This window comes from Streptomyces sp. NPDC107454 (genome assembly GCF_055582885.1).
The window spans coordinates 355,241-368,796 of record NZ_JBVJPA010000001.1 but is presented as its reverse complement, the minus strand read 5'-3'; the positions used below and the strand labels follow the sequence as shown (position 1 = coordinate 368,796).

Genomic DNA, 13,556 nt, shown 5'->3' with positions numbered 1-13,556 from the left:
GGACCGCTTCCCCGAACCGTTGGGAGTAACCCCCTATGAACCCTCGTCGCAGTGGCAGCACGCTTCCCCGACCGGGCCGCTCGGCCTACGGGGTGGCTACGGCTGCCGTCCTGCTGCTCATACCCGTGGTCGTGCTGGCCGGAGGCAACCAAGTCCAGGACTTCCTCAACTTCGGCGCGGGCGTCCTGTCGCTCGTCTCCCTCACGTGCTCCGTCATCTGGGGCCTCATCGCCCAGGACCGGCTCATCCTCAACACGCGCCAGCGGATCGTGGCACAGGGCATCCACCGGGTGACGGCCGTCGGCTCGATCGCGTTCCTCTTGGTGCACATCACCATCAAACTGGCGCTGGACCACACCGTCCTGATCGCCGCGCTGATCCCCTTCAGCCTGGGCGTCAAGGGCAGCGCAGGACTCATCGGCCTCGGCTCTCTGGCCGGGCTGCTCATGATCTTCGTAGGCATCACCGGCGCACTGCGCAACCAGTTCGCGGCCCCGGCACCGGTCGCGGCACGCTGGCGCGCGATGCACATGCTGGCGTACCCGGCCCTGTGCGCGGCGCTGATCCATGGTCTCTTCGCAGGACGCGCGGCAAAGCCGTTCTTCATGGTGTCGTACGAGCTGTGCCTGGTCGCGGTCGGCGGGGCCCTCGCCCTGCGCGCGGCTCCCCACCCCATCAAGCGCAAGGTCGCCGACCGGATCCTGGCGATCCTCGGCGAGGGCGGCGGCGCCGGTGGCCGCATGGCCCGCGAGGACCTGATGGCATCCCGTGCCGCCCTGTCGGAGAACTCCCTGCCTGGCTTCGCCCCGCGCCCCGCGCAGCAGTCCTCGGGCGCCCCCTTCGTCCCCCCGCAGCGCACGCCGTCCCCCGAGCAGTCGCTGTACCAGACCCCGGCCGACCCCGCCGCTGCCGCGGACGCGACGTCCGGTTTCGCGGCCGCCTACCGGGCCGTCTCGGGCACGCCCGGCGCGAACCCCGCCGGCGCGGCCCCGACCGAGCGCGTCCAGATGCCCATGGACATGCAGCCGACGGAGACGTTCCCCCGCGCCGACGCCGGTGGCAGCACGTCGGGCAGTTGGCCCATCCCCTCGCCGCCGCCGGTCGGCGAGGCGCCCCGCTCCGCGTACGACCCGCTCGCCGACACGGGATACAACATCCCCGTCTATGACAATTCGGCCACCGGTGGGTACGGCACGAGTGATGTGTACAACAACGGTGAGACGAACCCCGCCTTCGGTACGTACAACACCAACGACACGTACGACAGCGGTCCCACGACTGACGTACTGCCGGGCGCCTTCGACGCTCCTGGCTCCGGTGAACCATGGAACGCCCCTTCCGGAGGCTTTAAGTGAACGAGGCCCTGCCCGACGTCCCGGAGGTCCGCGTCGTCGGGCTTCCGCAGCTCACGTCGGGCTTCGACCTGGTTGAACGGCTCGATCTGCCCATGCACCTCAAGGTGCACGGGCCGCTCGAGCCGATGGGCGGTGAACAGCTCGCGGGCCTCGCCGAGGCGATCGGCCTGAAGGGCCGCGGCGGCGCGGGCTTCCCCTTCGCCAAGAAACTGCGCTCGGTCGCCGAGTCGGCCATCAGCAAGGGCATCCGACCCGTCGTGGTCGTCAATGGAAGTGAGGACGAACCCGCCTGCCGCAAGGACACGGTGCTCATCAACCGTGCCCCGCACCTCATCCTGGACGGCGCCCTGCTCGCCGCGGAGGCCATGGGTGCCCGCACCCTGGTCATCGGGGTGACCCGTGAGTCGACCCAGCGGTCCATGGAGGCCGCGCTGGCCGAGCGCGGCCTCAGCGACCGGCGCGGATCGCCGCTCCGCGCGCGCGTGCAGCGCAATCCCGTGCGAATGGTGACCGGAGCCGCCGCTTCGCTCATCCGCTCCATCGACGGCGGCCCGGCCATCCCGCCGGGCCGCAAGATCAGCGCGTCGCAGAGCGGTGTCGGCGGCGCGCCCACCCTGCTGTCGAACGCCGAGACGTACGCGCAGCTGGCCATCGCCGCCCGTATCGGCCCCGACCGCTACCGCAACACCGGTCTCTACGACGAGCCCGGCACCGTCATGCTCACCATCTCCGGGGCGGTCGCCCGCCCCATGGTGATCGAGGTCCCCACCGGCGTACCCCTGCGCTACGTGCTCCAGCTGGCCGGCGCCCCGCCGATGCCGCAGGGCGTGCTGACCGGCGGCTACCACGGCAAGTGGCTGGACGCGGCGACGGTCAACGAGGCGATCGTCTCGCGCAACTCCCTGGACGCGGTGGGCGGCGCGCTCGGCGCCGGCGCGATCCTCCCGATCACCCAGGAGACGTGCCCGCTGGGCGAGTCTCTCCGGGTGGCCCAGTGGCTGGCGGAGGAGAGCGCGGGACAGTGCGGTCCCTGCTACCTCGGCCTGCCCGCCGCGGCGCGCGGCCTGGAGGACATCCTCAACGGCGGCGGACCGGCCGCCCTGGAGGCCGTGAAGCAGGTCGCCAAGGCCGTGAAAAGACGCGGCGCCTGCTCGCACCCCGACGGCTCGGCGATGTTCATCGAGTCGACCATCAAGGCGTTCACGGACGACCTGGCCGCCCATGTCCTCGGCAATGGCTGCGGAAGGCCCGTGGAGGGCGTTCTGCCGCTCTTCGAGGGCGGTCAGCTGCCCACCGGCATCCCCGGCGGCCAGGCGGTCGAGGAGGCCGGCCCCAGCCGCCAGAAGATCTACGTCGACTGGACACTGTGCCGCGGTCACGGCCTGTGCGCGGACATCCTTCCCGAGGTCTTCGAACTGGGCGCCGACGGCTTCCCCACCGTCGCGCAGGCCCAGGTGCCCCGGTACGCGGAGGCGAAGGCGCTGCGGGCCGTACGCCGCTGCCCGGCGCTCGCCCTGCGCATCGAGGAGGACACCCGCTCCTCCGCCCCGGCACGCAACAACCTTCCGGTCCTCTCCCAGCGCCGTGGTCGTCGGGCGCTCGGCAGCGGCCGCTGAACACGAAGAAGGCGGGTCACCCTGACCGGGTGACCCGCCTTCAATATGTGTGGAGCTAAGGAGAATTGAACTCCTGACCTCCTGCATGCCATGCAGGCGCTCTACCAACTGAGCTATAGCCCCTTGTGGCCATGCGGCGAAGCCGCATATCGACCGTGTCGCCCGGTTTCCCCGGCGGCGACGCCAACATTACACGGTCCTCCCCGTGCACCACCAAATCGATTCCGCGCCGTGCGGACAATGCGGACATGAGGGATAGTGTCGGCCTTCGTGACCGTGATCGCGCTCCCCCGTGTCCGCCGCCGTGCGCCCGCCGCCGTGGGGGCGTGCCTGTTGTCCTTCGCCGCCTTCTGGTGGGCGCAGCGGGCCGCGCACGTGTCGATGATCGACCTGATGGTGTACCGGGCGGAGGGCGAGACCGTCCGCGCGGGCGGCGACCTCTACGCGCTGCGTACGACCGAGGCCCATCTGCCGACCACCTACCCGCCGTTCGCGGCGCTGCTGTTCACGCCCCTGACGCTGCTGGACACGTCGACCATGCGGACCCTGGCGACGGCCGGAAATCTGGCCCTTCTTGTGGCGTTCGTGGCCCTCTCGCTACGGCTCGTCGACCACGCGCGCATGGAGGGCGTCTGGTGGGTGTCCGCGGTGGCCGTGTGGTGCGAGCCGGTGTGGACGACCGTGCGGTACGGGCAGATCAATCTGCTGCTCGGCGTGCTGGTGCTGTGGGACCTGACGCGGCGGCCCCGGCACCGGTGGGCCGGAGTGGGCATCGGGCTCGCGGCGGCGATCAAGCTGACACCGGCGCTCTTCGCGATGTTCCTGCTGATCACCGGTGTCGTGGCACACGCACGGCGGGGACCTGGAGGCCCCTGGCTGCGGCACGCGCGCGGGGCGGCCCTCACGTTCGCCGGGGCAACCCTGCTGGCGGCCTCCGCCCTGCCCTACGACTCATGGCACTTCTGGAGCCGCATGGTCTTCGAGACGGGTCGGGTCGGGCTCGTGGAGGACACCGCGAACCAGTCGCTGCGCGGGGTACTGGCCCGGCTGCTGCACACCACTCAGCCGGGCCTCTGGTGGGTCGCCTCGGCGGCCGTGGCGGGCTCCCTGGGCCTCGGGGTCGCCGTGACGGCGGAGCTTCGCGGACGGCGCGCCTGGGCGGTGGCCGCCTGCGCGGTCACGGCGCTGCTGATCAGCCCGGTGTCATGGTCGCATCACTGGGTGTGGTGCGTGCCGATGGTGCTGATCCTCGGCACACGCGGCCGGGCGGCCGCCGTCGGCACGGCCCAGGTGACGGCCGCCGGTACGGCACTGGTGACCGCCGCCGGTACGGCACTGGCCTTCTGCTCGTACGCGCTGTGGTGGGTGCCACACGGCCCGGGACGGCTCGAACTGCGCCAGACGGGCGCCCAGTTGACGTTGTCGGCCCTCTACGAAGGAGCCGGTCTCGTCTTCCTGACCCTGATCGGGGTCAAGCTGTGGCGAACGAATAGAACCGTTTGAGCGTGCAGTGCTCGTCGAGGAGCCGGCCGTAGATCGGCTCGCCCTCCAGCTCGCGGTACGTCTCGATCGGGTCGCCTTTTATGATCAGCGCCCGCGCGCACTCCTCGCACCAGTACTGGTAGTCGTGGTTGACCGGCTCCATGTCGCGGACGATGGGCGTACCACTGCCGCACCAATCGCACTTCCGCCTGTGTGCACCCATCGATCAGCTCCAGCTGTGGCCGCAGGCCGTGCACACGTAGGAGATCCCGCCGTTGTCGCCGAGGACCTGGGCGACGTGGACCGATCCGCAGGAAGGACAGTCGAGGAGAGTGGCTCTTCTACGTGTCTGTGCCACATCGAGGAGATCGTCGACCTCCTCGAGGATGCTCGCAGGCATCGCTTCTCCCTCCCGTCGGGCCGCGCCCCCTTCCGGCCGTTTGATTCTGCCACGGCCGGAGCAATACGGTCAGCGACGCCTTCGTACCAGTCCGGACACGGCACCCGACGTGGCCGTCGCGGCCAGCGCATACGTGCACATGAGGAGCGCGTCCGCAGAGGTATACGCCCCCGGAGCCCCAAGTGACTCAAGTCGGTTCAAGAAGAGTGTGCCGAAGGCCGCGACACCGATCAGCTGCCCGAGCTGGGCGACCGTCGCGAGCAGTCCACTGGCGTCCGCCGCATCCTCTGGCCGCACCGTGGCCAGAGCCCTGGTCAGCGTGGGGCTGAAGCCCAGTGCGAGACCGGTCCCCATGCCCGCGAACGCCACGTACAGCCAGAAACCACCGTCGCCCCCGCCCTTCAGCACAGCTCCGACACCGGCCACGGAAACGGCGGCGATGGCGAAGCCGGCCGGGATCAGGACACCCTGCAGAGCTGCCGGCCAGTCGCGCCAGGTCAGACCGACCAGGCCGAAGACCACCGCGGTCGGCGCGAAGGTGAGTCCGGCGCGCAGCGCGCTGTACCCGAGGCCGCCCTGAACGTGCAGGGTCAGCGCGAACAGGAAGCCCGCGTTGACCGCCATCACCGCGAGCAGGCGGAAGACCGCGAGACCCATGCCGGGGTGGCGCAGCACCCGGGGTGAGATCAGCGGCGCTCCACCTCGCCGGGCGAGCCGGGACTCGTACAGACAGAAAAGGGTGAAGAGGATCACGGCCGCGCCGAGCGACAGCCAGGACCACAGCGGCCAGCCCTCCTCCTGACCGAGCACGAGCGGCACGGTGAACAGCGACACGGCCGCGCCGAGCAGGACGAGGCCCGGCAGGTCGAGGCCGCGTGAGCGCTCTACGGCTCCCGTGGCATCCCGGGGCAGGACGCGGTGGCCGACGGCCAGGAGCACGAGGCCCACGGGCACGTTGACCAGGAACACCGGCCGCCAGCCGGTACCGAACAGGTCCGCGCTGACCAGGACGCCGCCCAGCACCTGTCCGGCCGCGGCTCCCGTCGCGACGACGGCGGAGTACGCACCGAGGGCACGGGCCCGTGCCTCGCCGGTGAAGTGGCGCTGGATCAGGCTGAGCACCTGCGGGATCATCACGGCCGCACCGGCGCCCTGAACCAGCCGGAAGGCGATCAACTCCCCGGTTCCCCCGGCGAGTCCGCACGCCAGCGAGGCCGCGGTGAACAGCGCGAGCCCGGCGAGGTGGACGCGGCGGTGGCCGAGCAGGTCGCCGAGGCGCGCGCCGGTGATCAGCAGTACGGCGTACGCGATGGAGTATCCGGCGACCACCAACTGCATTCCGGCGCCGGACGCGTGGAGTTCGGAACCGATCGTGGGCACGGCGACGTTCACGATGAAAACGTCGAGCAGTGCCATGAACTGGGCTGTGAGCACGACCGCGAGCAGTCGTGCGGGGCGATTGTCAGTGCCGGGGGCTTTACTGGTCGCAGGACTTGAATCCGCTGCGGGACCTGGGCCCGCGGGGGTTGTCGTCGTCATGGCTCCGAGCCTGGCGGCGGCCGGATGCAGGTGCCGAGAGCCCGCCGATGCTGGTACTGACAGCACCTGGCAGCGGACGGGTTCAGCGCGGACGATGGAAGACGGGGGAAGTGAAGCCGATGAACACGACACAGCGCCGCAGGCCCGAGCTGGCCGGCTTTCTGCGCGGCCGGCGGGCGCGGGTGACACCCGCCGACGTCGGGATGCCCCCGGGCTTACGACGCCGCACACCGGGTCTGCGCCGCGAAGAGGTCGCGCAGCTCTCCGGGGTCGGTGTGACCTGGTACACATGGCTGGAGCAGGGCCGCCCCATCAACGCCTCTCCTCAGGTCCTGGACGCGGTGGCGCGCACCCTGCGCCTGGACCAGACCGAGCGGGAGCACCTGTACCACTTGGCCGAAGTGCCCTACGAGTCCGAGCCGGAGCTCCCCGCGCAGACCGTGAGCGCGGAGATCCAGGGCATCATCGACGCCCTCGATCCGCGCCCGGCGGCGGTCTACAACTCGCGGTACGACATCCTGGCCGCCAACCCCCCTTACCGCGACCTGTTCTTCGTGCCGCAGACGCTCGGCATCGGCGTTCCCAACGTGCTGTGGACCCTGTTCACCGTGCCCGAGCCCGGCTGCCCCGTGGTGTTCCTGGACAGCGAACTGCCGTTGATGGTGGCGACGCTGCGCTCCGCGTACGGCAGACATGTCGGGGAGCCCGCCTGGGAGGACTACATACGCAAGCTGTCGGCCGCCAGCCCGCGCTTCGCCGAGTTGTGGGCGGGCGGGGACGTCCTCCCGCCGGGACCACGTGTGAAGACGTTCCGCCATGAGGCGGTGGGCGAACTGCGGATGACCTCGGTGTCGCTGTCCATCAACGGGATGCCGGAGTGCCGGATCGTCGCCTACACCCCGGACGACGAGAAGGCGCGCAAGGGGCTGGCGGTTCTGCGCGAGCGGCGGGAGCGGTTGTGGCCACCGTCACTCGCGACCGCCACGGCATCCCTGGGACCGATGTCGCCCATGTCACCGACAACCTGGGGGACATGAAAGAAATCCCGCCCCTCGAAAGGAACGGGATTCTCATCACTGATCTGTGCTGATCTTTGACAACTCAAGAGAGTTGATCTGTGGAGCTAAGGAGAATTGAACTCCTGACCTCCTGCATGCCATGCAGGCGCTCTACCAACTGAGCTATAGCCCCTTGTGTTCTTCCCGCCCGGCGGGGCGAACAAGAAGAACTTTAGCCTGCGACCTGCCAGAAAGTGAAATCCGGTCCCGCCTGGCCCCCGGGACCGGACAGGGGGCCGCTCAGTCGTCGTCGCCGAGCACCGGCTCCGGCAATGTGCCGGCGTTGTGCTCGAGCAGCCGCCAGCCCCGCGCGCCCTCTCCGAGGACGGACCAGCAGCAGTTGGAGAGGCCGCCCAGGCTCTCCCAGTGCCGGGACTCCAGGCCGAGCAGGCGCCCGATGGTGGTGCGGATGGTGCCGCCGTGGCTGACGACCACCAGGGTGCCGTCCTCGGGGAGCTTGTCGGCGTGGCTCAGCACCACGGGGGCGGCGCGGTCGGCGACCTCGGTCTCCAGTTCGCCACCGCCGCGGCGCACCGGCTCACCACGCTTCCAGGCGGCGTACTCGTCGCCGTACTGGGCGATGATCTCCTCGTGCGTCAGCCCCTGCCAGACGCCCGCGTAGGTCTCGCGCAGGCCCTCGTCGTGGATGACGTCGATGCCGGTGAGCGTGGACAGTTCGGCGGCCGTGTTCGCGGCGCGCTGGAGGTCCGAGGCGACGATCACATCGGGCTTCAGCGAGGCGAGCAGCCGGGCGGCTCGGCGGGCCTGGCCGATGCCCGTCTCGGTGAGCTCGACGTCCGTGGTGCCCTGGAAGCGACGATCCACGTTCCAGGAGGTCTGGCCGTGCCGCCACAGGATGACGCGGCGACCGCGGCCCGGCTTCTCCCCGGCCTCGACGCCCGCGACGGTCGGCTGCCGCCCCGTCTGGGCGTCACCCGTGGCGGACGTCCTGGCCGCCTCGGCGCCCGCCGCGGTCACCGCAGCTCCCCGAATTCGACGGAGTCCTCCTCGGCCTGCAGCTTGGCGTGCTCGGCGGCCTTGCCGCGGGTGGCCTTGGCGTCGGCGGGCAGGTCAAGCTCGGGGCAGTCCTTCCACAGCCGCTCCAGGGCGTAGAAGACACGCTCCTCGCTGTGCTGCACGTGCACCACGATGTCGACGTAGTCGAGCAGTACCCAGCGGGCCTCGCGGTCGCCCTCGCGGCGCACCGGCTTGGCGCCGAGCTCCTTGTTCAGCCGCTCCTCGATCTCGTCGACGATCGACTTGACCTGGCGGTCGTTGGGGGCGGACGCCAGCAGGAAGGCGTCGGTGATCGAGAGAACGTCGCTGACGTCGTAGGCGATGATGTCGTGCGCGAGCTTGTCTGCGGCCGCCTGCGCGGCGGTGGTGATGAGCTCGATGGAGCGGTCCGTGGCGGTCACTACGCGGCTTTCCGTCGGCGGTCAGTAATGACTCAAGGGTCTCACGGACCGCCGACGGCGCCCCACGCGTTTCCGTGGCGACGTCCCGGGGCCCCCGGGACGTGGCGCCGACCGCTCCGGAGGGTCACCCGTGACCACTCCTCGTGATCGCCCAGTGGAGCGGTCACCGTGATCACCCGGTGGAGGTGGTCACCTTGTAGTCCTGGCCGAGGACCACCGAGACGTCCGCGTTGGACGAGCCACTGCCCTTCTTCACGGTGCTGGTGGGCAGGCCGAGGGTCTTCGCGACCTCGATGGCGTCGTTCTTCCTGGCCGCATCGGTGTACGTGATCTGCGACACGCTCTGGGCGGTGGCGGCGGTGCCGGCGTCCAGGAAGGTGTAGCCGCCGTTGACCAGGACGACGCGGGACTTCTCGGTGGCGTCCTTGGTCCCGGTGGCGTTCTTGATGCCGACCCGGACGGCGGCACCGGCGTCGGGACTCTTGGCGGTGCCGCCGAGGACGTCCTTGACCACGCTGTTGGTGGCGCTCTCGCTCAGGGTGCCGTCCTGCTGCACGGGCAGCAGCGCCGTTTTGTAGTCGCCGCCCTTGGCGAGGTCGGCGAGCTTGGCGAGGAAGGCGCCGAGGTCCTGGTCGGTCAGGGAGGGGTCGAGGATCTGCGCCAGGGTCTGCACGGTGGTGGTCGCGGCCTGCTTGTCCGAGGACAGCTTGCGCAGCACGCCCTGCATGACCTGTCCGAACCGCTCCAACTGTGCGTTCTGGGCTTCGCCGGAGGCCCGGTAGGTGGCGTAGGCGACGGCCATCTTGCCGCTGAGGGTCTGGTTCTCGCCCTTCTTCACGAGGGGCGCCTCGCCCTTCTTCTTCGCGTCGGGGTCCGGCACATCGGCGTTGGTGGTGAGGTCGATGCTGCCGACGAGGTCGACCAGGTTGTTGAGGTAGGGGGTGTCGAGGCGCCAGGTGCCCTGGATGTTGGTCCCGAGCACCGTGTCGATCGCGTCCCGGGTCCCGGAGGAGCCGTCGTCGCCGACGGACTTGGCGAGCGTGGTCGTCGAGCCGCTGTCGTCCGTCAGGGCAAGGGAGTTGGGCAGCAGGACGGTGGTGCCCTGCTTGGTGGTGGTGTTGTCGACGAGCAGCGCCGTGGAGGTGCCGCCGCCCTTCGTGTTGTGCAGGTGGACGACGATCACGTCGCGGTTCTGGGCACCCGTGGCCGTCGTCGCGGCGGACTTGCCACCGGAGGAGGTGCCGGGCAGCTTCCCCGCGTACCAGAGGTAGCCGACGCCGCCGACCGCGACCAGGGCGAGCACCACGACCAGGGCGACGATCCTGCTGCGGGCGCGGCGCTTGGCCTCCTCGCGGCGCTCGGTACGGTTCTCGGTGAAGTTGAGCCAGTCGATGACGTCTTCGGGCTCGGCTTCCTGCTCCTCGACGAAGGCGAACTGCTCGGTGCGGTAGTCCCGGTCGGCCCGGGGCTCCTTCTCCTCCGCGGGGCGCGCCTGCTGCGGGATGTACGCGGTCTGCTCGGCGACCCGGGGCTGCTGCCCGGTGCTCGTGCCCGCGGCGCCGGTCCCGCTCCGGGACTGACCCGTCTGCCCGGCCCGCCCTGTCTGCCCGGCCTGGCCGGCCTGCCCCGTGTGCACCGTCTGCCCGTAGGGGTCGTACGACGGCGTCGTCCCGGCGGCGCCGGACGCACCGGCTCCGTACGGGTCGTAGGCGGGGACCGCGGTCTGAGGACCGGTGTCGTACGAGGACACGGGCTGCTGCTGACCGGTGTCATAGCCCCCCGCGCCGGTCGCGTAGGGGTCGTAGCCGTAGCCCTGGTGCTGCTGCTGGGGCTGCTGTGGCTGCGCGTACGGGTCGTAGCCCTGTTGGGGCTGCTGGGGCGCCACCTGCCGGTACACAGGCTGCCCGAACTCGTCGTAGCCGACGAGCTCGTACTGGTCGCCGCCCGCGTATCCGTCGTATCGGTCGTTCACCGGTGCCCCTCTCGGCTCACTCGCCTCACTCGCCGCGGTACAGCTCACGCTTGTCGATGTAGCGCACCACACCGTCCGGCACCAGATACCAGACGGGGTCGCCCTTGGCGACTCTCGCACGGCAGTCTGTGGAGGAGATGGCCAGCGCGGGAACCTCGACCAGCGAGACGCCGCCCTCCGGCAGACCCGGGTCGGTCAGGGTGTGACCGGGCCGGGTGACTCCGATGAAGTGCGCGAGGGAGAACAACTCTTCCGCGTACCGCCAAGTGAGGATCTGGCCAAGCGCGTCGGCACCGGTGATGAAGAACAGATCGGTGTCGGGGTTGAGGGCGCGCAGATCGCGCAGAGTGTCCGTGGTGTAGGTCGGGCCGCCGCGGTCGATGTCGATGCGGCTCACCGAGAACTGCGGGTTCTCGGCTGTGGCGATGACCGTCATCAGGTAGCGGTCCTCGGCCGGTGAGACCTTCCGGTCGGACTTCTGCCACGGCTGCCCGGTCGGCACGAACACCACCTCGTCGAGGTGGAACTGCGCGGCGACCTCGCTGGCCGCCACGAGGTGCCCGTGGTGGATCGGGTCGAACGTTCCGCCCATGACGCCGAGGCGGCGCTTGCCCGGATTCGAGGGGCCGTTCCCGGGGCCGGTCGTCAGCCGGCTCACCCTGCCTCTCACCGGGCCGCCGAGCGCGTCACCCGCGGCGCCGCCGACGGCGCCGCTCTCCGTGTCACTCGCCGGACCGGTAGGCATGTCCTGCTCTCCCATGCGTGCAGACCCTACCGGCCCGGTCGACGGGCTCCGCCCGACAGGGGTCCCCGGGACGGCTCCGAACGGCCGAAAAGGCTCAGCGGTCGCGGTTGAAACGCGTGGTGATCCACAGCAGCAGAAGCAGCACGAACAGCGCGCCACCGCCGGTCAGGAACGGGTTCAGGCTCTCGTGGTTGCCCCCCTGCTCGCCTTCGGCGGCAACGGTGACCAAGTGTGCAGCGGTGCTGTGGAAGCTCATCTCGGCAGGACCTATCCGGTGTGGGCGGGATAAAGACGTCGGTCCATCGTATGCGGGGGCCTCGGTCGCGATCACGCCGACTCCGCCGTTGGGGACGCCGGTTGCTCCGGCCTCCCCGGCCGACACACCCTCGGTCGTCCGGCTTGTCCCTGCTCAGCCGTCCCGCCTCAGCGGTCCCGCGTCAACCCGTCCCGCCTGTCCCCGCGTCAGTCGTCCCGCTTGTACCCACGCAGCAGGAACCAGGCGGTCAGGCCCACCCCTACGATCATCACGATCAGCACGACACGGAGCAGATTGCCCGGGCCTTGCTTGTCTGCCGCGTTCGCGGCCTCGGTGAGCCAGGCGGCTGCGGGGATGTGCTCCATGGCGATGGACTCCTTCTCTGTACTGCCCGTCCACGTTATCTCCGCCTAGGCTGGTCCGTGCCTTGGGGGCACAAAGGGCACTCAGACGCACATGGGGGAACACATGTCCGACAACGGCCACCAGCACAACGGGCAGGAGAACGGGCACGAGAACGTGCCGAGCAGGCAGCGCAGGCGCTTCGAGGGGATCTCCTCGCGCACCTACGAGCACCCGGCGGACCGCTCGGCCCTCGTGGCCCTGCGCAAGCTCAGCGGCTTCGACACGGTCTTCAAGGCCCTGAGCGGCCTGCTGCCCGAGCGCAGCCTGCGGCTGCTGTTCCTGTCCGACTCGGTGCGCGTCTCGGACGCCCAGTTCGCGCACCTCAACACGATGCTGCGGGACGCCTGCCACATCCTGGACCTGGAGAAGGTCCCGCCGATGTACGTCGCCCAGGACCCGCAGCCGAACGCGATGTGCATCGGCCTGGACGAGCCGATCATCGTCGTGACGACCGGGCTCGTCGAGCTGCTGGACGAGGAGGAGATGCGGGCCGTCGTCGGGCACGAGGTCGGCCACGCGCTCTCCGGGCACGCGGTCTATCGCACGATCCTGCTCTTCCTGACCAATCTCGCGCTCCGGGTGGCCTGGATCCCGCTGGGCAACATCGCGATCATGGCGATCGTGACCGCCCTGCGCGAGTGGTTCCGCAAGTCGGAGCTGTCGGCCGACCGGGCGGGGCTCCTCGTCGGGCAGGACCTGAAGGCCTCGATGCGCGGCCTGATGAAGCTCGCGGGAGGAAATCACCTGCACGAGATGAACGTGGACGCGTTCCTTGAGCAGGCCGAGGAGTACGAGGCCGGGGGCGACCTGCGCGACTCCGTGCTCAAGATCCTCAACACCCTCCCCCGCACCCACCCCTTCACCACGGTGCGCGCCGCCGAGCTGAAGAAGTGGGCGGAGTCCCGCGACTACCAGCGGATCATGGACGGTCACTATCCGCGGCGCACCGAGGACAAGGAGACCTCGGTCTCGGACTCCTTCCGGCAGTCGGCGGCGAGCTACGCCACGGACGTCAAGAACTCCAAGGACCCGCTGATGAAGCTGGTCAGCGACATCGCGGGAGGCGCGGGCGACCTCGGCGGGCGGGTGCGGCGCGGGTTCGGAGGCTTCGCCGGCGGCACCTCGAAGGACCAGAGCACCCCTAAGGACCAGACTGCCCCGAACGACCAGACCACCCCCGAGGACCGGACCTCGCCGAAGGACCAGCCGCCCCGGGACAGCACCCCGGAGGACGACGACTGACACGCACGGGAGCCGGGAACGCGACGGTCCCGGTCAGAACCAGAACTCTGGGCGTCGGACCTGCGGCT

14 protein-coding genes and 2 tRNA genes are annotated in these 13,556 nt (G+C 70.1%); 5 read left to right on the top strand and 11 right to left on the bottom strand.

Annotated elements, in window-relative coordinates; genetic code table 11:
* Positions 1-35 precede the first annotated feature (35 nt).
* Together ACZ69M_RS01585 and ACZ69M_RS01580 are read left to right on the top strand one after the other, a co-directional pair.
* Positions 36-1,355 carry a cytochrome b/b6 domain-containing protein gene (locus ACZ69M_RS01585; RefSeq protein ID WP_470045925.1) on the top strand — a complete coding sequence of 440 codons (1,320 nt, stop codon included), beginning with the start codon at positions 36-38 and terminating at the stop codon, positions 1,353-1,355.
* The gene (locus ACZ69M_RS01580) at positions 1,352-2,971 is read left to right on the top strand and encodes an NADH-quinone oxidoreductase subunit NuoF family protein (protein WP_067370006.1); all 1,620 of its coding nucleotides are present in this window, start codon (positions 1,352-1,354) and stop codon (positions 2,969-2,971) included. The genes ACZ69M_RS01585 and ACZ69M_RS01580 overlap by 4 nt, the downstream gene beginning before the upstream one ends.
* Positions 2,972-3,021: 50 nt before the next feature.
* On the opposite strand, the gene ACZ69M_RS01575 is transcribed toward ACZ69M_RS01580, so the two are convergent.
* A tRNA-Ala gene (locus ACZ69M_RS01575) sits at positions 3,022-3,094 on the bottom strand.
* 147 nt (positions 3,095-3,241) lie between these two features.
* Here ACZ69M_RS01575 and ACZ69M_RS01570 point away from each other — a divergent pair.
* Positions 3,242-4,474, top strand: coding sequence for a glycosyltransferase 87 family protein (locus ACZ69M_RS01570; protein WP_470045924.1), 1,233 nt, complete (start codon positions 3,242-3,244; stop codon positions 4,472-4,474).
* Here ACZ69M_RS01570 and ACZ69M_RS01565 read toward each other — a convergent pair.
* The 3 genes from ACZ69M_RS01565 to ACZ69M_RS01555 all read right to left on the bottom strand — a co-directional run bounded on the left by ACZ69M_RS01565 (position 4,443) and on the right by ACZ69M_RS01555 (position 6,287).
* Complete coding sequence (locus ACZ69M_RS01565; protein WP_010986886.1) at positions 4,443-4,676, bottom strand: hypothetical protein; 234 nt, start codon at positions 4,674-4,676, stop codon at positions 4,443-4,445. The two genes, ACZ69M_RS01570 and ACZ69M_RS01565, sit on opposite strands and share 32 nt — an antisense overlap.
* Positions 4,677-4,679: 3 nt before the next feature.
* Positions 4,680-4,853 (bottom strand): hypothetical protein, encoded by a 174-nt coding sequence (locus ACZ69M_RS01560; protein ID WP_101405208.1) that lies wholly within the window; start codon positions 4,851-4,853, stop codon positions 4,680-4,682.
* A 69-nt stretch (positions 4,854-4,922) separates the two neighbouring features.
* Positions 4,923-6,287: an MFS transporter gene (locus ACZ69M_RS01555; protein WP_470045923.1), complete on the bottom strand. Its 1,365-nt coding sequence runs from the start codon at positions 6,285-6,287 to the stop codon at positions 4,923-4,925.
* Positions 6,288-6,511: 224 nt separating this feature from the next.
* On the opposite strand from ACZ69M_RS01555, the gene ACZ69M_RS01550 reads away from it, so the two are divergent.
* Complete coding sequence (locus tag ACZ69M_RS01550; RefSeq protein ID WP_470045922.1) at positions 6,512-7,429, top strand: helix-turn-helix transcriptional regulator; 918 nt, start codon at positions 6,512-6,514, stop codon at positions 7,427-7,429.
* 81 nt (positions 7,430-7,510) lie between these two features.
* On the opposite strand, the gene ACZ69M_RS01545 is transcribed toward ACZ69M_RS01550, so the two are convergent.
* The 7 genes from ACZ69M_RS01545 to ACZ69M_RS01515 all read right to left on the bottom strand — a co-directional run bounded on the left by ACZ69M_RS01545 (position 7,511) and on the right by ACZ69M_RS01515 (position 12,206).
* A tRNA-Ala gene (locus tag ACZ69M_RS01545) sits at positions 7,511-7,583 on the bottom strand.
* 107 nt (positions 7,584-7,690) lie between these two features.
* Complete coding sequence (locus tag ACZ69M_RS01540; RefSeq protein ID WP_352046253.1) at positions 7,691-8,308, bottom strand: histidine phosphatase family protein; 618 nt, start codon at positions 8,306-8,308, stop codon at positions 7,691-7,693.
* Positions 8,309-8,424: 116 nt separating this feature from the next.
* Positions 8,425-8,868 (bottom strand): ribosome silencing factor, encoded by a 444-nt coding sequence (rsfS, locus tag ACZ69M_RS01535; protein WP_075032719.1) that lies wholly within the window; start codon positions 8,866-8,868, stop codon positions 8,425-8,427.
* A gap of 172 nt (positions 8,869-9,040) precedes the next feature.
* Entirely contained in the window at positions 9,041-10,840 is a 1,800-nt protein-coding gene (locus ACZ69M_RS01530) for an LCP family protein (protein WP_470045921.1), read from the bottom strand.
* A 25-nt stretch (positions 10,841-10,865) separates the two neighbouring features.
* The gene (nadD, locus tag ACZ69M_RS01525; protein WP_248297702.1) at positions 10,866-11,432 is read right to left on the bottom strand and encodes a nicotinate-nucleotide adenylyltransferase; all 567 of its coding nucleotides are present in this window, start codon (positions 11,430-11,432) and stop codon (positions 10,866-10,868) included.
* Between the two features lie 247 nt (positions 11,433-11,679).
* Positions 11,680-11,841, bottom strand: a complete 162-nt coding sequence (locus ACZ69M_RS01520; protein WP_403688282.1) for a hypothetical protein — start codon at positions 11,839-11,841, stop codon at positions 11,680-11,682.
* Between the two features lie 206 nt (positions 11,842-12,047).
* Positions 12,048-12,206 (bottom strand): hypothetical protein, encoded by a 159-nt coding sequence (locus ACZ69M_RS01515; RefSeq protein ID WP_095854716.1) that lies wholly within the window; start codon positions 12,204-12,206, stop codon positions 12,048-12,050.
* Between the two features lie 103 nt (positions 12,207-12,309).
* On the opposite strand from ACZ69M_RS01515, the gene ACZ69M_RS01510 reads away from it, so the two are divergent.
* Positions 12,310-13,488 carry a M48 family metallopeptidase gene (locus ACZ69M_RS01510; protein WP_470045920.1) on the top strand — a complete coding sequence of 393 codons (1,179 nt, stop codon included), beginning with the start codon at positions 12,310-12,312 and terminating at the stop codon, positions 13,486-13,488.
* The last annotated feature ends 68 nt before the right edge of the window (positions 13,489-13,556 follow it).

Bases quoted from the DNA above. Each gene is read 5' to 3' on its own strand.
- ACZ69M_RS01585 (WP_470045925.1), top strand. From the start codon at position 36: ATGAACCCTCGTCGCAGTGGCAGCACGCTTCCCCGACCGGGCCGCTCG.
- ACZ69M_RS01565 (WP_010986886.1), bottom strand. From the start codon at position 4,676: ATGGGTGCACACAGGCGGAAGTGCGATTGGTGCGGCAGTGGTACGCCC.
- ACZ69M_RS01560 (WP_101405208.1), bottom strand. From the start codon at position 4,853: ATGCCTGCGAGCATCCTCGAGGAGGTCGACGATCTCCTCGATGTGGCA.
- ACZ69M_RS01550 (WP_470045922.1), top strand. From the start codon at position 6,512: ATGAACACGACACAGCGCCGCAGGCCCGAGCTGGCCGGCTTTCTGCGC.
- nadD (WP_248297702.1), bottom strand. From the start codon at position 11,432: ATGGGCGGAACGTTCGACCCGATCCACCACGGGCACCTCGTGGCGGCC.
- ACZ69M_RS01520 (WP_403688282.1), bottom strand. From the start codon at position 11,841: ATGAGCTTCCACAGCACCGCTGCACACTTGGTCACCGTTGCCGCCGAA.
- ACZ69M_RS01515 (WP_095854716.1), bottom strand. From the start codon at position 12,206: ATGGAGCACATCCCCGCAGCCGCCTGGCTCACCGAGGCCGCGAACGCG.
- ACZ69M_RS01510 (WP_470045920.1), top strand. From the start codon at position 12,310: ATGTCCGACAACGGCCACCAGCACAACGGGCAGGAGAACGGGCACGAG.